Annotated in this window: 20 protein-coding genes; 11 read left to right on the forward strand and 9 right to left on the reverse strand. The window is 49.0% G+C overall.

Annotation, left to right across the window (positions count from 1 at the left end):
- Nucleotides 1-79: 79 nt before the first annotated feature.
- Nucleotides 80-676, reverse strand: coding sequence for an SPOR domain-containing protein (locus tag M0L20_RS08535; RefSeq protein WP_248476485.1), 597 nt, complete (start codon nucleotides 674-676; stop codon nucleotides 80-82).
- A gap of 123 nt (nucleotides 677-799) precedes the next feature.
- Here M0L20_RS08535 and murB point away from each other — a divergent pair, with 123 nt between their 5' ends.
- Nucleotides 800-1,825: a UDP-N-acetylmuramate dehydrogenase gene (murB, locus tag M0L20_RS08540; protein WP_248476486.1), complete on the forward strand. Its 1,026-nt coding sequence runs from the start codon at nucleotides 800-802 to the stop codon at nucleotides 1,823-1,825.
- Nucleotides 1,826-1,883: 58 nt separating this feature from the next.
- Here murB and M0L20_RS08545 read toward each other — a convergent pair whose 3' ends face one another.
- Both M0L20_RS08545 and M0L20_RS08550 read right to left on the reverse strand, forming a co-directional pair.
- Nucleotides 1,884-2,798, reverse strand: a complete 915-nt coding sequence (locus M0L20_RS08545) for an ROK family protein (protein ID WP_248476487.1) — start codon at nucleotides 2,796-2,798, stop codon at nucleotides 1,884-1,886.
- 140 nt (nucleotides 2,799-2,938) lie between these two features.
- A complete protein-coding gene (locus tag M0L20_RS08550) occupies nucleotides 2,939-3,613 on the reverse strand; it encodes an SDR family oxidoreductase (RefSeq protein WP_248476488.1) in 675 nt (224 codons plus the stop codon).
- Nucleotides 3,614-3,755: 142 nt separating this feature from the next.
- Between M0L20_RS08550 and M0L20_RS08555 the strand changes: the two genes are divergently transcribed.
- Together M0L20_RS08555 and M0L20_RS08560 are read left to right on the forward strand one after the other, a co-directional pair.
- Complete coding sequence (locus tag M0L20_RS08555; RefSeq protein WP_232560387.1) at nucleotides 3,756-4,487, forward strand: MlaE family ABC transporter permease; 732 nt, start codon at nucleotides 3,756-3,758, stop codon at nucleotides 4,485-4,487.
- 12 nt (nucleotides 4,488-4,499) lie between these two features.
- Nucleotides 4,500-5,246, forward strand: a complete 747-nt coding sequence (locus M0L20_RS08560) for an ABC transporter ATP-binding protein (RefSeq protein ID WP_232560388.1) — start codon at nucleotides 4,500-4,502, stop codon at nucleotides 5,244-5,246.
- Nucleotides 5,247-5,311: 65 nt separating this feature from the next.
- Here M0L20_RS08560 and nadC read toward each other — a convergent pair whose 3' ends face one another.
- On the reverse strand, nucleotides 5,312-6,145 hold the full coding sequence (gene nadC / locus M0L20_RS08565) for a carboxylating nicotinate-nucleotide diphosphorylase (RefSeq protein WP_248476489.1): 834 nt from the start codon (nucleotides 6,143-6,145) through the stop codon (nucleotides 5,312-5,314).
- A gap of 315 nt (nucleotides 6,146-6,460) precedes the next feature.
- On the opposite strand from nadC, the gene M0L20_RS08570 reads away from it, so the two are divergent.
- From M0L20_RS08570 to M0L20_RS08590, 5 genes are all read left to right on the forward strand, one after another.
- Nucleotides 6,461-6,847, forward strand: a complete 387-nt coding sequence (locus M0L20_RS08570) for a hypothetical protein (RefSeq protein WP_232560390.1) — start codon at nucleotides 6,461-6,463, stop codon at nucleotides 6,845-6,847.
- Nucleotides 6,848-6,990: 143 nt separating this feature from the next.
- Nucleotides 6,991-10,062, forward strand: a complete 3,072-nt coding sequence (gene secDF, locus M0L20_RS08575) for a protein translocase subunit SecDF (RefSeq protein ID WP_248476490.1) — start codon at nucleotides 6,991-6,993, stop codon at nucleotides 10,060-10,062.
- A gap of 143 nt (nucleotides 10,063-10,205) precedes the next feature.
- On the forward strand, nucleotides 10,206-11,702 hold the full coding sequence (locus M0L20_RS08580) for an APC family permease (protein WP_232560392.1): 1,497 nt from the start codon (nucleotides 10,206-10,208) through the stop codon (nucleotides 11,700-11,702).
- Nucleotides 11,703-11,807: 105 nt separating this feature from the next.
- On the forward strand, nucleotides 11,808-12,611 hold the full coding sequence (locus M0L20_RS08585) for a sulfite exporter TauE/SafE family protein (protein WP_232560393.1): 804 nt from the start codon (nucleotides 11,808-11,810) through the stop codon (nucleotides 12,609-12,611).
- Nucleotides 12,612-12,642: 31 nt separating this feature from the next.
- Nucleotides 12,643-14,046 (forward strand): MBL fold metallo-hydrolase, encoded by a 1,404-nt coding sequence (locus tag M0L20_RS08590; RefSeq protein WP_248476491.1) that lies wholly within the window; start codon nucleotides 12,643-12,645, stop codon nucleotides 14,044-14,046.
- Nucleotides 14,047-14,082: 36 nt separating this feature from the next.
- On the opposite strand, the gene M0L20_RS08595 is transcribed toward M0L20_RS08590, so the two are convergent.
- Together M0L20_RS08595 and M0L20_RS08600 are read right to left on the reverse strand one after the other, a co-directional pair.
- Nucleotides 14,083-14,442: a hypothetical protein gene (locus M0L20_RS08595; protein WP_232560395.1), complete on the reverse strand. Its 360-nt coding sequence runs from the start codon at nucleotides 14,440-14,442 to the stop codon at nucleotides 14,083-14,085.
- Nucleotides 14,443-14,644: 202 nt separating this feature from the next.
- Nucleotides 14,645-15,625, reverse strand: a complete 981-nt coding sequence (locus M0L20_RS08600) for a pyruvate dehydrogenase complex E1 component subunit beta (RefSeq protein WP_232560396.1) — start codon at nucleotides 15,623-15,625, stop codon at nucleotides 14,645-14,647.
- Nucleotides 15,626-16,053: 428 nt separating this feature from the next.
- Between M0L20_RS08600 and M0L20_RS08605 the strand changes: the two genes are divergently transcribed.
- Nucleotides 16,054-18,483, forward strand: a complete 2,430-nt coding sequence (locus M0L20_RS08605; RefSeq protein ID WP_248476492.1) for a TonB-dependent receptor — start codon at nucleotides 16,054-16,056, stop codon at nucleotides 18,481-18,483.
- Between the two features lie 56 nt (nucleotides 18,484-18,539).
- Here the strand turns inward: M0L20_RS08605 and M0L20_RS08610 are convergent, their stop codons facing one another.
- The 3 genes from M0L20_RS08610 to M0L20_RS08620 all read right to left on the reverse strand — a co-directional run bounded on the left by M0L20_RS08610 (nucleotide 18,540) and on the right by M0L20_RS08620 (nucleotide 22,550).
- Nucleotides 18,540-19,568 carry a phosphotransferase gene (locus tag M0L20_RS08610; RefSeq protein WP_248476493.1) on the reverse strand — a complete coding sequence of 343 codons (1,029 nt, stop codon included), beginning with the start codon at nucleotides 19,566-19,568 and terminating at the stop codon, nucleotides 18,540-18,542.
- A gap of 74 nt (nucleotides 19,569-19,642) precedes the next feature.
- Nucleotides 19,643-21,913 (reverse strand): type IX secretion system anionic LPS delivery protein PorZ, encoded by a 2,271-nt coding sequence (porZ, locus tag M0L20_RS08615; protein ID WP_248476494.1) that lies wholly within the window; start codon nucleotides 21,911-21,913, stop codon nucleotides 19,643-19,645.
- 7 nt (nucleotides 21,914-21,920) lie between these two features.
- Complete coding sequence (locus M0L20_RS08620; RefSeq protein ID WP_232560400.1) at nucleotides 21,921-22,550, reverse strand: thymidine kinase; 630 nt, start codon at nucleotides 22,548-22,550, stop codon at nucleotides 21,921-21,923.
- 162 nt (nucleotides 22,551-22,712) lie between these two features.
- On the opposite strand from M0L20_RS08620, the gene M0L20_RS08625 reads away from it, so the two are divergent.
- A complete protein-coding gene (locus M0L20_RS08625; RefSeq protein ID WP_248476495.1) occupies nucleotides 22,713-24,005 on the forward strand; it encodes a DUF8457 domain-containing protein in 1,293 nt (430 codons plus the stop codon).
- Nucleotides 24,006-24,270: 265 nt separating this feature from the next.
- Nucleotides 24,271-26,226 (forward strand): ComEA family DNA-binding protein, encoded by a 1,956-nt coding sequence (locus M0L20_RS08630; RefSeq protein ID WP_435531825.1) that lies wholly within the window; start codon nucleotides 24,271-24,273, stop codon nucleotides 26,224-26,226.
- Nucleotide 26,227 lies beyond the last annotated feature (1 nt).

The following is a 26,227-nucleotide window of genomic DNA, read 5'->3' on the forward strand; positions in this document are numbered from 1 at the left end:
AATTTGTTACACGGAAATAACACCGCTAAAATTGTACAAAACATACCAAAACTAAGTAATAGCAAGCTAATTATATAAATTATTTTATCGAGAGGCTACGGCGTATCTCTACCTTATCAGGCTGTAACTGGGAAGAAGGTAATAATTGACGGATTGACGCATAATAGCGTTCTGCATCAATTCGGCGCATGAAGTCTCCCACCTTAAGTTTATATGTTGGCTGATTATAGGTCAAATAAGGACTAAGTTCAGGAAAATTTTGATAAATCAGTAACTTAATCTTATCAATTTCTTGTCTTTGATTACCTACGTACACCTGAATGCGGTATCCGGGTGCATAACGGACCGCTCGATTCTTAACGGCAAGTGTGTCGATCACCATATCTAGCTTTCGATTGACATGCAATGCTTCAACTGGAACGGCGGGTTTGCTTACGTCATTTTTGCGTGGCGACGCGGTGGCAGGCGGTGAAACTGGAGCCGGGGTGGCAGGCCGGGTAGCTGTGGGTGACCGTCCAGCAGGAGAAGCATTATATACAGGTCGAGTAGCCGCCAGGTCTTCGTTGTAACTATTGTAGTTTATGGATGAGTTGTTTGACACCGTAGGGCGACTTGTTGCGCAACCTGTTAAGGCTAGGAAAGTCAACACGGCAAAGCCATTGAATCCAAATCGCATAGCTGTAATTAAATTAGATAGCAAAAGTAGCCATTTTACAAGTTGTATTCTGAAACCCCATAAGCCCGTTCGCTAACCCAATCCATATTTTGGTTAATTTTGGGTACTTACTACGAATAACGCATGCTGACTATTGAAAGCCGTGTGTCGCTCAAGCCTTACAATACCTTTGGCATTGATGTCAACGCACGGTACTGGGTTGAAATTAACCAGGAGGCTGATATCCAGACTCTGTTACAATTGACGGAATTTGTCGATACGCCTAAATTGATTCTTGGTGGAGGCAGTAATGTCCTTCTTTGCCATGATTTCAATGGCTTGGTCGTCAAAATGAATATTCAGGGTATTGAGGTCGTCCGCGAAGACGATGATCATGTATACCTGAAAGCCGGAGCCGGAATAAGCTGGCACGAATTAGTAGCGTTTGCTATTCAGCACGGTTACGCAGGTCTTGAGAATCTTTCCCTTATTCCCGGAACCGTTGGAGCCGCTCCTATGCAAAACATCGGGGCTTATGGGGTAGAGTTGGAACAGGTGTTCGAGTCACTGACCGCCATTCATATACCCACGGGCGAAAAACGTACGTTCAACCACGCAGACTGCGCGTTTGGCTATCGGGAGAGCGTCTTTAAGCGAGAACTAAAAGGTCAATATATTATTACAACCGTAACGTTTCAGCTCGATAAGCGGCCCACGTTTCACACACGCTACGGAGCTATTCAGGAAACATTGGCCGAAATGGGCGTACCGGAAGACAACTTAACCATAAAAGCTATCAGCGACGCCGTTATCCGGATTCGGCGTAGTAAGCTTCCTGACCCAGCGCAGATTGGTAATGCAGGTAGTTTTTTCAAGAACCCGGAAATTTCAAAAGGACAGTTTGACGCGCTTAAAGCAGAGTATCCGGCACTACCCGGCTATCCAATTGGCGATAATACGGTGAAAGTGCCTGCGGGTTGGCTTATTGAGCAAGCTGGCTGGAAGGGATACCGGGCGGGGGATGCAGGCGTCCATGCCAAGCAAGCCCTTGTGCTGGTTAATTACGGCTATGCAACCGGCGATGAAATTTTAGTCCTTGCGAGGAAAGTACAGCAATCCGTACTTGAGAAGTTCGGAATTCAGATTTCGCCGGAAGTCAACGTAGTTTAATGGTTATCGAGAAGCGAAGAACGGAATACAATCGTTCTTCGCTTCTCGATAATGCTTGTTATTCGAAGCAGAGCGATGCTGCCCCTAACAAACCGGCATCGTTACCCAACGTAGCGCGTTTGATCGACAGACCGTTCTTATAATAGTCATTAAGCCAGTGGTCGAGCGTTTTCTCAACAGCGGGCAGGATGTAATCAAATGAAGCGGACAAACCACCACCGATCAGGACTTGCTTGATATCCAGAATCTTGATCAGCGCAGCCAGACCTTCTCCTAGTATTTCCCCTACTTCGGTCCAGATTTGAAGTGCTAGTTCGTCACCTTCGGCGGCTGCGGCAACCAAACCCGTCGTTGAGATATCACCGTCGTTGGGCAAATGGGTTTCGCCCGTGTATTCGCTCCGGCGAAGAGCTGCTAGCTCGAGTAATTCTTTTTTGCCGATGTTGCGCTCCAGCACCCGACCGTTCCGCGACGGAATATGTCCAGGCTCCATCGCATTGCCATCACCACCGGTAAAAATTTTCTTGTTGATGATAGCCGCTCCACCTACACCCGTACCTAATGTGATAAAAATGTAGTTCTCCGTTATCTTCTCTTCTGCGAAATAGTATTCACCCAAAGCGGCAGCGTTAGCATCATTTTCCAGAAAAAATGTAACACCGGGAAAGCGTGTCGTCAAATTTTCTACAAGCGGAACGCCGTTGATTTCAGGAATAGCCGTTATTTCAAGGGGTACGGTCCGTTCCCGATTGAGCATACCCGGCAGGCCGATACCAACTTGTTTAACTTCCTTGTTAGAAAACAATTGTAAGGCAACGGCATCACCAAAGCGCTCGACGAAGTGCCCGGACTGCCGCCAGCTAATGGTATCGTGGCTATAGAAATTAGAGATTTTACCCGTATTGGCATCAACGATACCCATTTTGACGTTCGTTCCGCCGACGTCAATACCCAAATATTCAACAGAAGACATTCGTAACAGTTATCGATTAACAGTGAACAGTTATCAGTTTAGACTGGATGAAGTGGGGTGCAAGATACAAAAGAGTCATTAGTCAACCGTCATCCGGGGCCGGCGGATTGTTTTCTTATTGCCAGAACTGATTAACCGCACTAAAGATCGCCTAATTGGGGACGGATAAGAATCTCTTCAACTACGGCACTTTTCGACAACGTATAAGCAGCCCAGGCGCTATCAGCCACGTCACTCGCCTTCATGAAACGTTCTTCGGGTAGATCGGTTCCTTCCCAGCTAGCGGTAAACGTTGCTCCGGGTAACAAAGCGGTTACTTTAACTCCGTGCGGCTTTAGTTCTTCCCGCAAAACCCGGCTCATTCCCAGCAACGCAAACTTCGAGATGCAGTAAGAACCTCCGTTCGTGTAAGCGGTAATACTGGCCGTTGAGCACATCATGAATATGTGCCCCTTCTTCCGAGCGACCATATCGCCGACTAGCCCCCGCGTCAGGTGATACGCGCTGCCAACATTCGTAGTCATTAGTTGCTCAAACGTACCGTCTGCTTCGTCCTGAATTTGTCCCGGCAGAAACACGCCCGTATTATTGACCAGCACGTCAACGGGCCGGTTGAGCGAATGAATATAATCGAGCAGTGTCGTAACGCCCGCACGACTCGACAGATCAGCAGCAAACGGCAATAACCCCGGTCCTTGCAGGCCATCAACAGACCGGGCACAAACGACAGCATCAAAGCCTTCGGCAACAAACCGATCGACAATAGCACGACCTATACCTTTGGTGCCACCGGTTACAACAATCAATGGATTCATAAACGTGTGTTTAAACCGTATACCTTTCAGGAGCGATAAGGTTTAGTATACGGCGCAAGTTACGTTAGAAACCATTCTACCTTTGCCGGGGTTCTCTCGATATGTCGTGTCCAGCCAGGACACAGGTCGCTTACATGCCTTTATGTCACACATAGGTAAATATTTTATCTTTCTGGGTACACTCTTCCGCAACCGGGAGAAATTTCGGGTTTATCTGGGGCTTATCTTAAATGAGTGTACGTCCATTGGTGTTGGATCAGTATTCATCGTTGCTCTTGTTAATACCTTTATCGGCGCGGTCACCTGCGTTCAAACGGCTTATAACCTCACTAACCCTTTCGTTCCGCATAATATTATCGCCCTGATTGTACGGGATAGTACGATTCTGGAGCTAGCTCCTACCCTGACCTGTATTGTATTGGCCGGTAAGGTGGGTTCTAACATAGCCAGTGAACTCGGCACTATGCGCATCACCGAACAAATCGACGCCTTGGAGGTGATGGGAATTAACTCAAGCTCTTACCTGGTCTTACCCAAGGTCGTTGCCTCGGTCCTTATGATACCCCTCCTGGTTATCATGGCGGGCTTTCTGTCTATTCTGGGTGGCTACATCGCCGGGGTACTGGCGGGGGTTATTTCGCCGGAAGATTACGTGTCCGGACTGCGTTTCGATTACAATCCGTTCGGGGTGACATTTGCACTCACCAAAACCGTTGTGTTTGCCTTTCTGGTGTCAACAATCTCGGCTTATCAGGGCTATACCGTATCCGGTGGCGCACTTGAAGTAGGAGCGGCTTCGACAGCGGCCGTAACCAACAGTTGTATTGCTATTGTGGCTGCCGATTTTATTCTAACGCAGCTTCTGCTGACGTAATTTATCCGGACCATGATTGAAATCAAGAATATAGAAAAAACCTTCGGCGACCGTCAGGTGCTGGCGGGTATCAGCGGAACGTTTAAACCGGGGGAGACAAGCCTGATTATTGGGGGGAGTGGTACGGGGAAAAGCGTCTTGCTGAAGTGCATGATTGGCCTGATAAAACCCGACTCAGGCGAGGTTCTGTACGACGGACGCAACTTTCTGACGACAGGTCTGGACGATCAGAAAACCATCCGGCGAGAAATGGGCGTTCTCTTCCAGGGATCGGCGCTGTTCGACTCAAAAACGGTATCTGAAAATATTCGTTTCCCGCTCGATATGCTAACCGATCAGTCAACCAGCGAAAAAGAGGATCGAGTGCAGGAATGTCTACGTCGGGTTGGTCTGGAAACGGCGGGGGACCGGATGCCGTCCGAAATCAGCGGTGGTATGAAAAAACGCGTTGGTATTGCTCGCGCTATTGTATTAAACCCGAAGTACTTGTTTTGTGACGAACCGAACTCCGGTCTTGACCCACTAACATCCATCAAGATCGATCAGCTTATTTCGGAAATTACCGACGAGTATCAGATTACAACCGTTGTCATCACGCACGATATGAACTCCATGATGGAGATCGGCGAGAAAATCATGTTCCTTTACAAAGGCAAAAAATTGTGGGAAGGCAACAGCGATACCTTAACGCAATCGGATATTAAAGAGCTAAACGAGTTCATTTACGCCAACAAATTGCTGCGCGAAATGGAAAAGTAAGGATTTGGTCCAGGTGAGCGCTGGCTGTAGTTTCAATCGAGTTACAGCCAGCGCTTACTCGTTTATCAATAGGCTTTCAGGCTCAAATCAAGGCTTTTGACCTGGTGCGTCAATGCTCCCGATGAAATAAAATCAACGCCCGTTTCGGCGTAAGCGCGCAGGTTGCTTTCATCAATGCCGCCCGACGCTTCGGTGATAAACCGACCGTTGATCAAGCGAACCATATCCCGAATTCCTTCGGGTTTAAAATTATCAAGTAAGATAACGTCTACCTGTCCCACCCGTAATACCTCTTCAACCTCACCTTGGTTCCGCGTTTCAACCTCGATTCGTAGTGAACGTCCGGTTTCGTTCAGGTAAGCCACCGCCTTTGTGATAGCCGCTTCAATTCCTCCGGCATAATCAACATGGTTATCTTTAATGAGGATCATGTCGTACAGACCAAACCGATGATTGACAGCACCACCGATCTTAGTAGCCATCTTCTCACAAATCCGGAAATTTGGCGTAGTCTTGCGGGTATCCAACAGTTTAGCCCGCGTTCCTTCGAGTAGGTCAACCAACTGACGCGTATGCGTAGCAATACCGCTCATGCGTTGCATACAGTTCAGCACTAGCCGCTCGGCTGTCAGAATCTTGCGCGCGTTACCGCTCACCGTTAAAACCACATCGCCCGGCTTTATGCTGGCTCCATCCTGTATTAATACCTCTACCTGAAGCGTGGGATCGACTTCGGCAAAAACTGCCTGTGCCACTTCGACACCCGCTAGAATTCCTGCTTCTTTCACCAACAGTCGAGCCCGGTTCTGGGCATCCGCCGGAATGGTCGATAAAGAAGTATGATCGCCGTCGCCAACGTCTTCGGCAAGGGCTAATTGAATAAACTCGTGCAAATCCATAAAACGAAAGTAGGTAAATTTTAGCGATGCGATCCAATCGAGCTTCGCAAGATGATATTGTTTGGTTAGTGATTGTCAAAAATTGACATTCGTTTCCCAAAACAGAATAGAATTACGCCTTCGATATACTCGTATACAAGCCCGTCTGGAGGAATATGCATTTACTCAACATTATTCTATTTGGCAATTCACAACTTCTCTATTTGGTCTTTGACCGCGTCCGCTTGCTAAAAAATTGTCCCGGTGCCTAAAATGCGAATGACATTTGCTTTCTATTGAAAAACATACGAAATTTGTTATCCGCTAAAGGAATTTATGAAGCAACCGCGCGTCATACAACGTCTTTCAGGTATTCTACTGGCTTCACTGCTGCTGTTTTCGGCAGTATGGGGTCATGGTGGCCTTGTTGAACACCAAGCGTTAGTTACCAAAAAAGCGGTTGCCGAACACAGCAAAGCGGGCAAATCGACGGATTCCAAATCATCGGATGCCCAACTGAGTACGGCCCACTTTGAAGCGGTCGTTGCACCGGCAGTTACGTTAGACGGAGGGAGCCAAACGGCCTTTTTACTTCCGGCTCCAACGCTCGTTATCTTATTGCTGTTGAGCGTTCCTTTGCTCCGGCATTTCACGCTTCCGCATTTTTATTTTTCTTACTTCAAGTACGTTTTCGGGCATCATATTGCCACTAACGCGCCCTAACGCAGGCGTGGGCAATAGGTATTAGCCTATCCTTCAATTAGTTCTCTGTTCAATTGTGTCTTTGACCCGTAGGTCAGGACATCCATTTCTTTTCGTATCAAGTACCACTTATCCTAATCACGGACTACAAACCGTGGAAACCAATGCAAAACCGAACCGGAATACTTATTCTGACGGGTGTAATTGCTGCTATCTGCATTTACTTCCTGTCATTCACGTTCGTCTCGCGGAGTATCAAAGCCGACGCGGAGGCTTACGCAACCAATAAACAGGGGCAGTTCGACCGGGCCAAAGAGCAGCGCTATCTGGATTCGCTCTGGAAAGAGCCCGTTTTCTTAGGCAGCACGCTTCAGGAAGTTACCGAGCGTGAGCTTGGCCTTGGCCTTGACCTGCAAGGTGGTATGCACGTTGTCCTGGAGGTATCGCCAGCGGATATTCTTCGTAGCCTATCCGGTAACAACCGCGATCCTAAGTTTAATGAGGCTCTGAAGCAAGCTGGTGAAGATCAGAAGACAAGCAACACGAGCTTTGTTGACCTGTTTGCCAACAACTTCAAGAAGCTTGCTCCAGACACCAAACTGGCTACGATCTTCGCAACCAGCGCAAACCGCAGCAAAATCAACTTCCAGTCGTCCGATACCGAAGTTCGGAAATTGTTGAACGACGAAGTAAACGGTGCTTTTGGCCGTGCGTTCCAGATCATCCAGGCGCGGGTCGATAAGTTTGGCGTTGCTAACCCAAACATTCAGCGTTTACCAGGTTCGGGTCGTATTCAAATCGAACTACCCGGCGTAGACAATCCCGAGCGGATCCGCCGTCTGTTGACGGGCTCGGCCAAACTCGAATTCACGGAAGTATACCGCCTGAACGAACTGGCTCCGGCTATCGAAGGCATGGGTTCTTATCTGTTGCGTGAAGAAACCGCTCGTAAAGCGACGGCAAAAGCTTCTACACCGGCTACGGGTACCACCGCGCAGGGCAACAGCCTCGAATCACAGTTGGCGCAAGGTTCGAAGAAAGATTCTACGTCTAAAAGCGATACCGCTGCTGCATCGGCGCAGGGTACAGCTTTAACGCAGCTATTCCTGCCCGTTGGACAAGACCAATTAGGGGTTTATCTGAAAGATACGGCTCGGGCAAATGCGGTTCTGAACGCACCCGAAGTTCGTAGCCTGTTCCCTGCCGACGCTGTTTTTGCCTGGGACCGGAAAACGTTTAAAGCAACGGACGGAAAAGAGATTCTGCCCCTTTACTTCCTCAAGAAACCAGGTGGCCGTGCACCACTGGAAGGTGATGTAATTACCGACGCTACCAACGACTACGATGATCGTGGCCGTCCTGAGGTGACGATGAACATGAACGCGGAAGGTGCGCGCAAATGGAAAAGCTTAACCGCTGCTAACGTGGGTCGTCCGGTCGCTATCTTACTTGACAACCTGGTTTATACCGCACCAAACGTACAGAACGAAATTCCGAATGGCCGGTCGAGCATCTCTGGAAACTTCACCGTTGAAGAGACGAAAGACATGTCAAACGTACTGAAAGCCGGTAAACTGCCAGCGCCAACGACAATTGTCGAAGAAAGCGTTGTCGGTGCTACGCTAGGTTCAGAAGCGGTAAGCGCTGGTGTGCTTTCATCGGTTGTTGGTATCCTGCTGGTATTTGGATTCGTCGTATTCTACTACAACCGGGCCGGTGTTATTGCCGATATCGCCTTGCTCGTTAACCTGTTCTTCCTGTTAGGCGTCATGGCTTCGCTGGGGGCGGTATTGACCATGCCGGGTATTGCCGGTATCGTACTGTCGATTGGTATGGCGGTGGACGCGAACGTACTTATTTTCGAGCGGATTAAAGAAGAACTAGAGCTGGGTAAAACCTTTAAACAAGCTGTTAGCGACGGTTTCAAGAACGCACTCCCATCGATTATTGACTCGAACGTAACAACCTTCCTGACGGGTATTGTCTTGTTTATCTTCGGTACGGGTCTGATTCTTGGCTTTGCCACAACGCTGATCATCGGTATTCTAACCTCATTGTTCGCGGCTATCTTTATTACGCGTCTGCTGTTGGAGTACTACATTCGTAATGGCAAAACGTTGACCTTTAGCTCGACGTGGGCGAAAAAACTGTTTGCCGATTCGGATTTTGATTTCGTTTCTCGTCGGAAGCTGTACTATACCATTTCGTCGGTTATCATCGGTGCGGGTATCATTTCGGTTCTTTTCAGAGGATTTGGTTTAGGCGTCGATTTCAAAGGTGGTCGGTCCTATGTGGTTCGTTTCGAAAAAGCCATTACCACCGACGATGTTCGGAATTCACTGGAAGGTGTTTTAGGCGCATCACCAGAGGTTAAAACCTACGGCGGTACGGGTATTGGCGCGAACCAGGTAAAAGTAACGACTTCCTATCTGGTTGATGATAACTCGGCAGGTGCTGACAAACGCGCCGAAGCGACCATTTACAAAGGTTTGAGCAGCCTAAAAGGGAATCCGGCGCACATCGAAAGTTCGCAGAAAGTTGGACCAACCATCGCCTACGACATTCTGACATCGGCCTTATGGTCGATTCTTTTGGCGGTAGCGGTCGTCTTTGTGTACATTCTGATTCGATTCAAGAAGCTGGCGTTCGGTTACGGTGCGGTGGTGGCTATGTTCCACGACGTACTGATTATCCTCGCTATTTTCTCGATTTTCAACGGCTTACTGCCTTTCTCGCTTGACGTAGACCAGGCATTTGTGGGCGCCTTGCTGACGATCATGGGTTACTCGATGAACGATACCGTCGTTGTCTTCGACCGGATTCGCGAATACCTGAACGAAAACCGGGGTAAGAAAGAAAGTATTCCAACGATCATCAACAATGCGTTGAATAGCACCCTGAGCCGTACGGCGGTGACTGGTTTCTCAACCATTCTTGTCCTGTTGGTACTCTTTATTTTCGGTGGTGAAACCATCCGGGGCTTCTCTTTCGCGATGCTGATCGGTGTCATTGTTGGTACGTACTCGTCGCTGTTCGTGGCAACGCCGATTGTGGTTGACGCCTTGAGCAACGATCAGGAAAAAGACAACGGAACGCCGACAACTATCGAAAAGAAAACTGGCTTCGACGCGATTCCGGCTGACTTCACCAGCGCAGAAGCAACTACGCCTGAAGAGTTCACTGCGAAAAAAGAGAAGAAAGCAAAAACCCCGCTTATTCGTCCATCGCAGTCATAATAAATTGAGTCACCAAAAAGCCGAACAGTTTTGACGCTGTTCGGCTTTTTCTGGTTCATATTTGATTATTCATTATCTTTCCTCGCGCTTTAGCCTAAGAATCTTTTTCTGAAAGCCGTAATCACCAAACTCTATTTTCCTGTATGGAAACCAAACTAAAACCAGTTAATACCAGCATAATGCGCAAAAAGCCGTTATCGGCCTATGCCGCAGATATGCAAAAGAGTGAGCTTAAGCGCGTCCTAACCCGTTGGGGGCTGACATCGCTGGGTATCGGAGCGGTTATTGGAGGTGGCGTTTTTGTATTGACAGGAATCGCTGCCAACCAGTGGGCTGGTCCCGCTCTGGTGCTGTCTTTTATGATGGCCGGCGTAGCCTGTACATTCGCGGCTCTTTGCTACGCCGAGTTTGCTTCTATCTTGCCGGTAGAAGGTTCGGCATACGCTTATTCATATGGCACAGTAGGCGAAATTTTTGCTTGGTTTATCGGGTGGAACCTTGTCTTGGAATACATGATGGGAGCTACGACAGTAGCCGTTAGCTGGTCGGGTTATTTTGAAAAATTACTTCATCTGTTCCACATAGAACCCCCTTTGTGGTTGATGAACGACCCCGTCACAGCTCACGAAAAGGCGGATGCGCTACGAGCCGCCGGTCAGGCCATACCTGATTTTACGTTTGCCATGAACCTGCCCGCTTTTCTCATTGTGTGGGTCGTTACCTATATCTTGGTAAAAGGCATTAAAGAAGCAGCCAGTACAAACAACCTGATCGTCATTGTAAAAGTAGCGGTGGTTATCTTCGTGATCGTTGTTGGCGCTTTTTACATTGATACGACGAACTGGACTCCGTTTATTCCCGAAGCGGTTATGAAAGAAGGACAGCAGCACTACGGCTTCAATGGTATTGTGACTGCCGCCAGTATCGTCTTCTTCGCCTACATCGGTTTCGACGCGGTATCTACGCAGGCCGGTGAAGCTATCAATCCTCGTAAAGACGTTCCGTTCGCTATCATCGCTTCGCTGATCATCTGTACGATTCTGTATATCCTTGTAACGCTGGTCCTGACGGGTATGGTCCGTTATGATAACCTCGACCTGAAAGCTCCCGTTGCTCAGGCATTCGCGGATATTGGCTTGACATGGGCTGTTTACATAATCACGATAGCCGCTATCGGTGGTCTGACTTCCGTAATGCTGGTGATGATGCTTGGCCAGACCCGGATTTTCCTGGGCATGGCTAAAGATGGCCTTTTGCCTAAAGGATTATTTGCCGCTATCCATCCGACCTTCAAAACACCCTGGAAAAGTACGATTCTGGTAGGTGGTATTGTTTCTATCGTTGCCGCCCTAACTCCTATCGATAAAGTATCTGAATTGTGTAGTTCAGGAACGCTCTTAGCGTTTGCTATGATTTGCGGAGCCGTATGGCTGCTACGTGTTCGCGAGCCGAATCTGGAGCGGCCTTACAAAACACCAGCTCTGCCGGTTGTGGCTACGCTGGGTATTCTGGCAAACTTATACCTGATGTGGAACCTGCGCGTTGACACCAAAATTGCCTTTTTGGTATGGGGCGCTTTGGGTCTGATTGTTTACTTCCTGTACAGCCGCAAACACAGTAACTTAAACAATCCAGAGTAACAAGTCTGCGTATTTAATAACTGATAAGCAGTGCAAACCGCTCCTGACTCCGTGTCGGGAGCGGTTTTTTTATGGATCAATCAAGGATTGAGTAATTTTACGCCCATGAGTGGACAGGAGTTGGCAGGATATGCATCAGCTTTGCTAGTGGGACTGGTTATTGGTCTGGCGGGGGGCGGGGGTTCTATATTAACCGTTCCTATTTTTGTTTACGTATTTGGTATTCCAACAGTACTGGCTACGACTTATTCACTGTTCGTCGTTGGCGCAACGTCATTGGTCGGTTCTATCCATCACATCTGGCAAAAGCGCGTAGACATGCGCGTAACCGCAGCTTTCGCCTTGCCGTCCTTTGTTTCGATCTATCTAAGCCGCCGTTTCCTGGTTCCGGCCTTGCCAGATCCCTTGCTTCAGATCAACGATTTCGTATTACCAAAAAGTAAGGCTATCCTATACTTTTTTGCCGTCGTTATGCTTCTCGCGGCTCGCGCGATGATTCGAAGCACTCGGCCCGAGCAAGGTGAAGCCGCCGACGGAAAACCTCGTTATCTTTCTCTTTCACTCGATGGACTAGCCGTTGGCCTATTGACAGGTACCATTGGTGCGGGCGGTGGCTTTCTGATTGTACCGATGCTTGTTTTGCTGGCCGGTCTACCCATTCACCGAGCTGTAGCCACGTCCATTCTGATCATTGCGATCAATTCATTCGTTGGCTTTGCCGGTGATATACACCATACCGATCTGGACTGGAATTTTCTGCTACCGTTTACGGGTTTATCCATTATTGGCATTTTCGCAGGCATGTACTTTTCGCGCTTTGTTGCCCCCGACCGCCTGAAAAAAGGATTTGGGTGGTTTGTGCTGATCGTTGCCTGTTACATGATTTTGAAAGAGTTATCTACTGTATAATTAGTCGGTAAGCGACGTACTAGTTAAGGCTATGGTTATTAAACAACTTTATACGGGCTGTCTGGCGCAGGGAGCTTATTATATCGAGAGTAATGGAGAAGCAGCGATTATTGACCCGCTTCGCGAAACGTCTCCTTACATCCGTAAAGCGGAAAAAGACGGAGCAGTTATTAAATACGTCTTCGAAACGCACTTCCACGCAGATTTCGTGTCGGGACATTTAGATCTGGCCCAAAAAACAGGCGCAACCATTGTGTACGGGCCAAATGCCAAGACCAGTTATGAGGCTTACCACGCGCAGGACGGCGAATTGTTCAAGTTAGGTAACGTTCAGATCAAAGTACTCCACACACCGGGGCATACAACCGAATCGACGACGTATCTGCTCATCGACGAAGCAGGAAAAGACCACGCTATTTTTACGGGCGATACGCTATTTATTGGTGATGTCGGTCGGCCAGACCTGGCCATTAAAGCTAACCTGACGGAACACGATCTGGCAAGTATGCTTTACGACAGCCTGCACAATAAGATCATGCCACTGGCCGACGACGTTATTGTGTATCCGGCGCACGGAGCCGGTTCGGCTTGTGGTAAAAACATGAGTAAAGAAACGACCGATACGCTGGGCAATCAAAAACGATTCAATTACGCCCTACGCGCCAAATCGAAGGCGGAATTTATTGAGCAGGTTCTTACTGGTCTGACGGCGGCTCCGGCTTATTTCGCGGAGAATGCCCGATTGAACAAAGAAGGCTACGAAAGTCTTGACCGAGTTCTTCAACGAGGTAGCCACGCGCTTTCGGCGGATGCTTTCGAGGTTGCCGTTAATGAAACCGGAGCGCTGGTTCTCGATGTTCGCAACGCCGTTGATTTTGCCAATGGGTTTATTCCAAACTCGATCAATATTGGCTTGAATGGTCAGTTTGCCCCCTGGGTCGGCGCGTTGATACCAGACCTTAAGCAGCCCATTGCCCTACTAACACCAGCGGGATTAGAACAGGAAACAATCGTCCGGCTAGCGCGTGTCGGCTACGATAATTGTATCGGCTACCTCGATGGCGGTTTTGATACCTGGAAGAAGGCCGGTAAAGAAATTGATTCTATTGAGTCGATTTCGGCAGAGGAGTTTGCGGACCGGTGGCATGCCAATCCAGCAATTACAGTGGTTGACGTTCGTAAACCAGGCGAATTTGAAACTGAGCATATTGAAGGGGCTCGAAACCTACCGCTTGATTACTTCAGCGATTATATGACCGAAATCAAGCGCGAGCAGCCTGTTTACGTTCATTGCGCGGGTGGCTATCGGTCTATGGTTGCCAATTCTATCTTGAAATCGCGCGGATTTGACAACGTTGTCAATGTAGAGGGTGGCTTGACGGCCATCAAAAAAACAAGTGTGCCGGTTAATGCTGAAGCAGACGCGGCTCATTAATTTCTGATAGTTTCATTAAGTGGTACTCTCTTAACATTACTGATTAGGATTGTCATCGATGCCCAGACGTGGCAGAGCAGGGTTCAATACGCGAGCTACTATTTTTATCCGGAAAACCTTCGTTCCTGCCACGTCGAAATCACAGCTGTAAAACTCTCGCTGTTTGATGCCCCGATAAACAGCAGTATAGTTTACCTTGGGCGGCCAGTTTGTTATGGCCAGTTCAGCCGTTATTGCATCAACGGCTTTGCGAAGGTTTGAAAAAAAGATCACACTGGTTTCCCGTTGTCGAATTGCGTTCAGTGAGCCGATATGCTGAATCGTAACTTCATATATAATTCGGCCTGTTGGCCTGATTTTAGACTCTTTTTCAGCTTTTTCTTCCAAACTCTTCATTATCTCAACTATTATGATAAATTATTTAACTATTTTCCAACACCTAAACTTTTCACTGAGTGCATGTGTTTTACCTACAACTAAGCGATAATGAGCCTATCTGACGAATCAGATAGGCTTTTTTTGTGAGTTATTCTAAAAAGGAAAGAGCATTGCTGGTGATAGCAATGCTCTTTCCTTTTTAGACAGTTTAGCCGTCAAATTACTTCTTGTACATTACCGACTCAACAGCTTGCAGCGTACGTTTTACGTTTGGCAGAATGGCTTCGATCAGGGTTGGCGCGTAAGGAAGTGGTAAATCCATGCTGTTAACCCGAATGACCGGCGCATCTAGGTAATCGAACGCGTTCCGTTGAATGTTATAAGTCAGTTCTGACGAGATCGCCGACAGCGGCCATGCTTCTTCAACAATGACACAACGGTTCGTTTTCTTCACCGAGTTGATAATGGTTGCGTAGTCGATTGGCCGAACCGAACGTAGGTCAATCACTTCCGCAGAAACGCCGTTCTTGGCCAGTTCTTCCGCAGCAGCCAGGGCCACTTTCATGATCTTACCGAACGATACAATCGTAACGTCGTTACCTTCACGAACGATATTGGCTTGGCCAATCGGAATCAGATACTCTTCTTCCGGCACTTGCCCTTTATCGCCGTACATCAACTCCGACTCCATGAAAATGACGGGATCATTATCACGAATGGACGATTTGAGCAACCCTTTTGCGTCGTAAGGGTTCGATGGAACGACAACTTTCAGACCGGGCGTGTTGGCAAACCAGTTCTCGAAGTTCTGTGAGTGCTGGCTCGATAGCATTCCGGCATTGCCCGTAGGTCCCCGAAACACAATCGGGCAGGAATATTGCCCGCCCGACATCGACATTACTTTAGCCGCTGAGTTAATGACCTGATCAATCGCTACCAGCGAAAAGTTGAAGGTCATGAATTCAATAATGGGGCGGAGACCGTTCATGGCCGAGCCGACGCCAATACCAGCGAAGCCTAATTCGGCGATGGGCGTATCGATAACCCGTTCTGGACCAAATTCGTCCAGCATTCCCTGACTGACTTTATAAGCACCGTTGTATTCGGCTACTTCTTCGCCCATCAGATACACTTTCGAATCCCGGCGCATTTCTTCCGACATGGCCTCCCGCAGGGCTTCGCGGAACTGTATTTCTCTCATCCTGAATCGGTTGATTTCGTTTTATGTTACTCCCGATAACCTAACGGCTTTGGGGAACATTCGCTTAAAAAACTGATCAAAATTAGACAAAATGCCCTGATTCGTCAAATGATCGTTGACAGCTTCGCGCAATATCCGATAAAGAGTTTCATTCAGCTTCTGCTAAATAACGGAAATGATGCAACCAGCGTCCTGCTTTCTGCATCATTGGACTGAATCTACCCATCCGATTCAGAGCTCTTTATGCTTACCACCGGCTTGATTTACATGGTTTCTACTACCGCTTATTGCGCAATGACAACGCTTTTCAGGGCTGATCAACCATTCATAAAACTGTTAAATTTTCCTAACAACACACTGTCTTCCTTTACCTCCACTTAGCTTTACCTCATTAGGCACTGATACCTAAACTATTACCTTCTCCCTTCATGAAAAACCTATTCTTATCCTTACTTTTTTTCGTGCCTCTACTTACGATTGGTCAATCCAATCCGGGGCGCGTTACGGGTTCGTTAGCGGACTCAACGACCACGAAATCGATTCCTTTTGCGACAGTAGCGCTACAGACCAGCGACAGTAAAATTGTCTCCGGCGTCACAACCGACGACCAGGGAGCTTTTGTTCTTGACAAAGTGGCTACCGGCGTTTACAAGGTAGTGATTTCCTTTGTCGGGTACCGCACCAAGACGATTGAAAAGATTGCTATCACCTCGGAAAAGCCTGTCATCAATCTGGGAAAAATCGTGGTGTCACCCGATAGCCGCAATCTTAGTGAAGTTAACGTAGTCGGTCAGAAAGCCCTGGTAGAAGATAAGGGCGACCGACTGGTTTACAACGCCGAACGAGACGCGTCAAATACGGGCGGAACGGCAGTGGATGTACTGCGAAAAGCACCGATGCTTACGGTTGATCTGGATGGCAATCTAAAAATGCGAGGTAGCGGCAATATAAAAGTGCTGGTGAATGGCAAACCGTCGTCGATTATGGCCCGGAACCTGGCCGATGCACTCAAGCAAATGCCCGCTAACATTATAAAATCCGTTGAGGTTATTACCAGCCCCGGCGCTAAATACGATGCCGAAGGGTCAGCGGGTGTCATCAATATCATCACCAAGAAAGGCGTACAGGGCACCAATGGCACGGTTAACGTCACGGGTGGGAATCTGAATCGTTCGTTGGGTGGTAATTTGAACGTCAAAGGCAAAAAACTTGGTCTGGCAATCTCGCTGAACGGTTATCAGTATCGAAATATCGCTGAAAACAACAGTGTCCGGACGGCATTGACGGATGGCCAGCCAACCAGTGTTCTCAATCAAAGCACTTACCGGGACAACACGGGCACGGGCGGTTACGGCGAAATGAGCTTTGATTACGACCCTGACTCCACCAACCGCATCAACTTCTCGGCCAACGCCTGGGGCGGCAACTTTCCAATGAATAGTACGCTCGACAGCCGTCTGACGGATCCGCAAGGTGCCGTAATCCAGCAATACCATCGTGATATTAAGTTTCGTAATCCGTACGGTAACTCGGAGTTTAACCTCGGCTGGACGAAGTCATTCAAAAAATCCGGGCAGGAACTTTCTGTTCTAACGCAGTACGCCCGGATGCCCGACAACTACTATTACACCATTACGCAAAACGATATGCAGTCGGAGGTGCCGACTTACCTGGAACGCAGCACGAACCTCAGCCGCAACAACGAGTATACGTTCCAGACCGATTACGCGCATCCCTTTACGGCCCGTACCAAACGGGATACGCTTACGATCAAGGCCGAAGTTGGGGCAAAAACAATCCTGCGCGGCATCGGTAGCGAGTTTGTTATTGAACAAGCGTTGACAGGCATGGAAAGTAGTTATGCCATTGACCCTAACCGTTCGAATGAGTTTACCTACGATCAGCAGGTAATGGCGGGCTACGCATCCCTAAAGATCGATTCGAAGCGAAAATGGAACCTGACGGCCGGAACCCGGCTCGAACATACCAGTATCCAGGGCGACTTTGTAACGACGAAGAGCCGGTTTACCAATCAGTATCAGAACCTGATTCCGAGCTTTACACTCGCCAAAACACTGAAGGACAAGCACACGTTTAAGGTAAGCTACACCCAACGAATTTCGCGGCCGCTGATCTGGTACTTAAATCCGTACCGTAATTACAGTGATCCAAAGAATGTTCAGACAGGTAACCCATACCTGAATCCTGAGCTCACCCACGCCACTGAATTGTCGTACAATACCTTTGGCAAAGAAGGTATGTCGTTCAACGCTGCTCTTTTCTGGCGGCAGACGAACAACTCCATTGAGTGGCTCTCGACGGTTGATGCGCAGGGCGCAGCGTTATCATCTCCCCAGAATATCGGTCGGAATGCCAGCTACGGTGCTAACGTAAACCTCACGCTACAACCTAATAAAAACTTTAATCTGAGCATCGGCAGCGACCTTACCTACGTCGATCTGACAAGTGTAGCGCTCAACCAGCGCACCAATGGCTGGGTATGGAGCACAACGCCGAACGCGTCTTATAAACTACCGAAAGACTTGACCATCCAAGCGAACGGCTACGTTGGTTCGGGCTGGATCTCGCTTCAAAGCCGCAACTCAGGCTGGTACTATTACGGGATATCGGCCAAGAAAGAGTTGATGGACAAAAAAGTTACGCTGACCCTAAACCTGAATAACCCCTTCAACAGAAGCGTCAAAATAACGGGTGACCAGTTTGCGCCTTCGTTTACGGCGCAGAACACCTCTCTTTTCGTTAACCGCTCATTCCGCCTGACGCTTAACTACAAATTCGGCCAGATGAGTTCGGGAGGGAAACAGAGTCGGAAAATTAGCAATGACGATAAAAAGTAGCGGGTTGCTATTCATAGAACTCATTGGCATGGCCGACGTTTCAACGTCGGCCTATCTTATTGAAGCATCAAACGAGCCTCCTCGAGCAACACTTGCTTTTGCGACAGCGACAGGTTCAACGGCAATTGAGCTGGTCCAATAAGCCGACGGACAAGTTCGATACCCGTGAATTGTTTCCGCAACATCTCATCAAAACCTGTCGGTTTTTCGTAGTTCGACAAAATAACGTCCAGTACGGCGAAGGGTTGTTTCGCCATCATCAAATGGGCCACAAGGACGCCCAAATCAAATTCGGGAGGACCGTAGAAGCAAAATTCCGGATCGATTATTTTAACAGCGGTCGTTTCCCCTGCAACGACCTGCAACCACCTTCCGGGATGATAGTCGCCGTGTAAAAGCGTTGTCGGTTTACTAGTCTTGCTGCTAGAACGTTCGTCGTCTGACAGATAAAGCGCTCCTAGTTGTCTAACGGCCTTTCTCAAGGCAGCGTCCTGTCTGTATGTTGTTGCGACCTGCTGCAAACCGGGTTGAACAGCGTCAAGATTGGCCCCGTTATCTTCCAGAAAAGGTGTGACAAAGATCGACTCATGGTTGAGCGCACGCATTTGGCTATTTGCAAAAATCGGCTCGCGCGTGTGACTCAGAAACTGATGGTGTAGTTCTGACAGAAAGAAAGCCAATGCTTCGGCTTCCACATCAGGCAAAAATTGACTCGACTGGTACAAAAAAGTGTAGTTGCGCGCATCCCCTAAATCCTGGAGGACAATCGTATTATTTTCTTCATCTACGCCCAGAAGCTGAGGCATATGATTCGCCAGCATAGGAACAAGCTGCGTCCGCTCGTAAAACCGTCCTTCGACAATAGCCCGTTGTGCTGGTGCAGAAATCGTTGAAAACGGCTCTGCGTAGGTCTGCGATTGTTTGACAATCAGGGTTCGATTGGCAGTAGTCACCCGCAACGTATAGTTCATTCTCCCCCTGCCCAATTGTTCGACCGATGCTATTCTTTCCTCGGTATCAAGCCAGCCTCGTCGGCGAAGGTAGTCTTGCAGCACACTTACCTCCTGAACGTCCAGATGCAGCATATATATCGGAATAAGGGTGTAGACAAATAAGTAGCCGTACAGCGACAACTTTTTCTAAAGCTAGCTGTTTTTGGCTATCGCACAACCGCTAGCTTTCCAGCTACGCCTTCCAGTCCATCGCCGGAGACAACAACGATTAAATAAACGCCTGTTTGTGCTGATCGTCCTCGATAGTCGCGCAAATTCCAGGTTGCGGTTCCTCCCTGCGAACGAGTTTCGTACACGAGTTGACCACCAGCATCCAGAATTTTTACGGTAGCGTTTTCGGTCAATCCATTGATGCCAACCGTACCCGTAAAGTCAGGACGAACTGGATTAGGAAAGATCGTCACCCTACCCAGAGCGGAAGCAGGTTCAGTCGCGGACCCTTGGTAGGAAACCAGTCCCTTGGGTTGATCAGCAGTACCCGTCTCGATAAAGACACGCCCACCGATTGGCTCAACGGCAAGTGCCTGAATGGAATTGTCTGGTAAGGGGCTATTATCCGCTGTAAACGTATCAAGTAGCTGCGAACCGTCGGGCGACGCATGATACAAGCCGTTTCGCGTTCCAATCCATTTTCGATTTCCGCCGTCTACGGCAATCGCTGTAACCGCTTCATTAGCCAGCAAGCGACGCCGGTTGATCAACGGTGGTTGCGCGTTGACAACCGCATCAAACGCTCCGTACGGATTGTCGAAAACGGTAGGACCCAGATCGGTACCAACCCATATGGCCCCGCTCCGATCCTTCACGATCGTTCGTACAGCGGTTGTTAGCAATCCTCCCTGCCCACTCAATGTTGTCAGATACCGACTGCGGTTTGTCTGCGGGTCGAAAACCAGGATACCACCTATACCCAGTCGGAGCCACAAGAAACCGTTATCGTCGGGTACAATCTGAAGAATACCCGGCTGATTAACGGTAGCAAATGACTGAAACTGGCCGTTTGACCGGCGAACGTGTAAGGTTGTCAGCTGACTATCAGTAGTCGTTATCCATAAATTTCCATCCGTGTCGGTAGCCAGCGCCGTGATAGACAAGCCGATTGTAGCAGGCAACTCAACCGCCGAAACCGTTTGGTCAGCCTGTTGAACCCACAAACCTCCGCCGTAACTACCCAGATACAACTTCTGCTCGTTGGGCAGATAGGCAGCGGAGTTAAAGCCCCGTCCCTGGTTTGTCGTTGCGTTGTTCAGCCAGCGTCCATTCGGAAGCGAGAACACACTCACCGACGATTGATTTGCACTTACTGGTCTGCTCTCCTGCGGTCCATTTGGTAAAGCTACCAGCGTCTGCGAATAGGTATAAAGACTGGCGAACTGATCCTGTGAGGGTCCTTCAGGAATAATTTGCAGAATGGTTCCGGTGTTGCCGGATAGTAGGCCATTCTGCGCATCCGCAATCCAAACCGTATTATCATCCTGTACCACCTCTCGCGGATCAGCCAGCAGCGAACTGGTGATGGCCGTCGTGTTAGGCACCGTTACGCTGTTGTTTGTTGCCAGAATCAATCCGTTGCTCCCCGCAAATTGTCGAATGATCGGATTGGCAAGTGGCTGGATCAACGTCCACCGGCTCGATTGCCGCTCGTAAACACCCCGGCCATTAACGGTTATGAACAAGCGTCCCCCGCTCGTGTTGACGGACGCAAGCAGCGAGTCAGGCACGGGAATAGCGCGCCAGTTCGCTGGGTCTGCAATGTTAACGTTAGCCGCAAAACGTACTGCTTGAAACCGCCGACCGGGTCCACTTACCGCTGATGAAGCTGTCAGTGCGTAAAGACTGTCCGTTGTAGCGGTAGTCTGATAGATCGGTAAGGCAGAACCATCTGCCCGTTGGCTGAAATACGTGTCCCGGATTTCGTGTCTTACCACATCCAGAACAACCAAGCCAAAGTCTGTGCTTAGATAAGCATTATTGCCAACACGGTTAATGTGGTTGATCGTCCGGGAAGCCGGAAGATTAGGGGCCGTAAAAATTGTATTTACGTTCAGAACTCCGGCGGGCTCACCCGTTGTCGACAGCGCCATAAAGTCTAGATTACCATTCTGGTAGGCAATCAACAGGCTGTTCTGGTCAGCGAGATACAGCAGCCGACTGATGCCCACATCACTTAAGCCATCCTGCTTGGTAAGTATAGTCGTTTCGTTAGTGGCCTTGTCAACGTAAAAAAAGCCATTTTTCGTAGCCGCGTAAACGGTGGTAGCGGTAACGGCAACTGACTGCCCGGACCGATAGCTAACGTGCGATTGCCAACTGCCAATCTGTGCCCACCCCGCATACTGAATAACAAATGCGAATGCCAGGATTAGTGACCATTCGCGTAACGCCTTTTGGCCATACACGGCATAAGCACGATTCATGCGTTACTTATTCATTTGTATCAGCGTCTTCATACGCCCATTCCTTTCGTCCAGCTTCGTCGCCCAGGTTGAAACAACGGCGGCAACGGGCTTCGTAACTATCGGTTTCGCCCAGCAAAACCCGCTCCTGCGAGGGCACCAGCCGGTACGAATACTGCGCAATGTCGCCACACACCACACAAATGGCGTGGACTTTGGTAACGTATTCCGCTGTAGCCATCAACTGGGGCATACACCCGAACGGCTGCCCTGAATAATCCATATCCAGGCCCGCTAGTATAATTCGTTGCCCCTGGTTGGCCAGCGTTCGGCAGACCTCGACAATTTCTTTGTCAAAAAATTGAGCTTCGTCGATACCAACCACATCACAGTCACCCGCTAAGGCTAAAATCTGGCCCGCCGTTTGCACTGGGGTTGAGTGGATGGTCAGGGCAGAATGGGAGACAATATTTTCCTCGTGGTAACGCGTATCGATAGCCGGTTTGAATATCTGAACCTTAAGCTTAGCAATACGAGCGCGTGTAAGCCGCCGAATCAGTTCTTCGGTTTTACCGGAAAACATTGATCCACAGATAACCTCAATCCAGCCAGTGCGGAGATGGGGAGGTTCGCGTCGTCGGGTCGGTTCGATAAACATGATGTACCAGTGGTTGTAAAAGCAATTAACCGTTTCGGGTCGAACAAGTCAACCGTTTGCTCGTTGGCTTACTTTAGACCATGAACCATTTTTTAAATTCTTTACGGGCCAAAGCGGTTTGTGTCCGAAAACTTTATATTTACAAAACAAAGGCTTTTCCTGATGTCGAACAAGTTTAACGCCAACGCACTTACTGAATATAGCAAGTCCTACGCCCGTCGGACAGCCAATGATTTTTACCAGAATCACTCGACCATCAATGGACAGCAAATTCTGTCGCTGACGCCCGTTAGCCAAATTAATCTTCTCGTCATCAGCAGCTTATCAGACAAATGGCAGGCCGACGCGGAAAAGTTTCGTAGTCCGTATTTCGATTTTACCAATGCCGACGTGCAGGAAGCGTTGCAGGCCTTCATGAACACGGTGTCTCAGCATATTTGCGTTCGTCGCGAACACCTTGAACCTTTACTTGCCGATGCGATCCGTCGGACAATTACGCTGATCTTTGACCCACGTGCGTACTTCGACGATCTGCTACGTGGGCAACCTGAATTCACGCTTACCGCTACAGCGCTCAAGCAGATCATTCGCTACACAAAGATCAATCAGTTTATTGCAACGCATATTTCGCAGCGAATGAGCGGCAAGCCATTTATTTACGTCAATCAGGCCCTGACTTACCTGGACGAAGCACTGACTCAGCGCGGTCATGAGCTAGAGCATTACGACAAATTTGTTGCGCTGTTCTCCGAGAAAGTGCCGATGAATATTCAGGCCCTGTTGCGCAGCCACGTACCTGACAGTATTCCGTCAGCACCGGGACGGTCGTTTTTCGACACCGCAACCGAATCGGGGTCGGGGGTTCCGCCTGCTCCACTGGTCCCTATCGAAAACGCAGCGTCCATCGTTCGCGCCGACGAAAACACGGTTCCTCCGGCTGTTGCACCGGTACCCGATCCAACTCCCAAACCGATGTCAATTGATGACACAACCTCGGGTGGACCTATGTTTCTCGATGGTGATTCAGGTCCGGAACCCGTTGCGCCAATCAGCCAGCCTTCGCAGTTGCAAACGGGCGCAATTTCACAGCCAACGACGACCCATACCGATCAACCCATAGCTTCCGCTTCTTCGGAGACGACGCCTACCTTGAACGACACGTTGCGGGAAACAGCGCAACCTGAAGCGACGACTGTCGCCGAAACGTTTCATCGCGCTCCCATCGAAAGTATTGCGCGCAGTATTTCGCTTAACCAGAAGTTCCGCTTTATCAATCAGCTTTTCAACGGCAACACAGGCGCTTACAATCAGGCTATTGCCGAGATTGATACGCTGGATAGTTACGGACAAGCACTTGACTTGATTTCTTACCGGTATGCTTCTCAATACCTCTGGGATATGAGCAGTGATGAAGTAAGCGAACTGGTCGAGATTCTGAAACGACGGTTTTCGTAATGATGCGTTAACAGCGTAAAAGAGTACGCACCGATAAATAGATCGATTTTACACAACAGTTACTTACGAATAACCGAACCGTCAAAGCCCGATAATCGACTCTACTGATTAACCGGTGATTAAGACGAACTTACATATTGTTTACCTGCTTCTGGCAAGCTGGGGAATTACTTGTGTCTCAGTCTATGCTCAATCGAATCCCTATAATCGAAACCCGGATCGGTCAACCGACGCAGTTGGCCGGTACATCCAGGATTTATTTCCGGTGCAGACGGAAGGCATCGATTACCAATCCGTGTACGACGCCTTAACGCAGCTTTACGCGAATCCACTTGACCTTAACACGGCTACGCGGGAAGAACTCGAAGCGACGTATTTGCTTACGGAACGCCAGCTAACGAGCCTGGCAAACTACCGACTTGACGTTGGTGATTTATTGTCTGTCTACGAACTACAGGCCGTTCCTGATTTTGACTTGCCGACCATCCGTCGACTAATTCCTTTTGTGACCGTTGCCGGTACGTCCGGACTGTTTGGCAATTTGCCGACACCAACGGACAACTACCTGATTGTCCGTTACGAACAAGTAATGGAACAGCAGAAAGGCTACCAGGAAGCTATAGCCGACAAGAATGGCAAACTACCTACTCGTTATCTTGGCAATTCGCAGCAGTGGTACGCTCGCTACCGGTACAGCAGGCCACGAGCATTTAGTGTGGGATTGACACTAGAGAAAGACCCCGGAGAAGCCATGCGCTGGCAACCCTCGGCCCGTCAGTATGGCACTGATTACGTCTCTTTTCACGCACAGCTACAAAATCGTGGTCGCTGGCGCAACATCATACTGGGCGATTATCAACTCCAGGTTGGGCAGGGGCTGGTCCTGTCAGCCGGGTTTGTTCTGGGAAAAAGCGCAGAAACCGTTCAAACGGTTCGGCGGCCAACGTTGGGAGCCCGGCCTTACACGTCGCTTACCGAGTACGGTTATTTCCGGGGTGCTACGGCTACTTATGCCATTCGGCCCACCCTTGACCTGACACTCATGGCCGCCCGTAACCGACGCGATGCCAACACCACAACGGATAACCAGGAAGTTATTGCGACCTCCTTGCAAACTTCGGGTCTGCACCGTACTCCATCTGAACTGGACGATCAGGGCAGTCTGCTTGAAACAAACATTGGCGCTCACCTATTGTACCATGACCGGCGGCAAAGCCAGTTAGGATTAACGTTTCTACGTACCGATTTCGACAATTTTTTCCGCCGACGTAATCTGCCTTATAATCAGTACGAATTTACGGGCAAGCATAATCTTGTTCTCGGATTACACGGCGGTTATATCTGGCGCAACTGGAATTTCTTCGGTGAAGTAGCCCGCAGCAGTGGTTCAGCAACTAATTCAGGCGGTACGGGTGTCGTAATCGGTACGTTGACGAGCTTCACTAAAAAAATTGACCTTGCTATTCTGATTCGCCATTACGACCAGAATTTTCATAGTTTCTATAGCAATGGATTCAGTGAAGGCAGTAGGACGATCAACGAATCAGGTGCTTACGTAGGTGCAAAATACACGGTGTATCGCAAGTTGACCGTAAGTGCTTTTGTGGATTATTTCCGGTTTCCCTGGTTAAAGTTTTTAGTGGAAAAGCCGTCCAGTGGCTTCGATTATTTGCTACAAACACGCTATACGCCGAACCGGCAGACCGCTTTTTACGCGATCTACCACGAAGAGCATAAACAGAAGAACCTACCCGACAGCAATCCCAAGGTAATTGTCGGAACCACACGGCGAAGTTTGGCTTTTAACGCGGAGTATAAACTCACTCCTGGCCTGTCATTGCGGTCGCGGGTGCAGTGGGGAAGCTTTGCTTATTCGGCACAATCGTCCTCGAATGGGTTTGCGCTGGTTCAGGATGCTACGTTGGAGTTGCGAAAGCTAAGTTTAAGTGGCCGAATCGCGCTCTTTGGAACCGACGATTACGACAGTCGGCAGTACGTTTACGAGCGTGATGTCCTGTACGCTTTCTCGTTTCCCGCTTATTACAATCGCGGCTTTCGGCACTATCTACTGGCGCAGTATAATCTGAACCGACATGTGACGATTTGGCTGCGCTGGTCACGGACGGATTTAATTAATCAGCAAACGGTCGGCTCCGACCTTGACCAGATCAATGCCCCGCATAAATCCGAAGTCAAGATTCAGACACGGTGGCGGTTCTGAC

Source organism: Spirosoma liriopis (assembly GCF_023196085.1).
In the GTDB taxonomy this organism is placed as follows: Bacteria; Bacteroidota; Bacteroidia; order Cytophagales; family Spirosomataceae; genus Spirosoma; species Spirosoma oryzicola.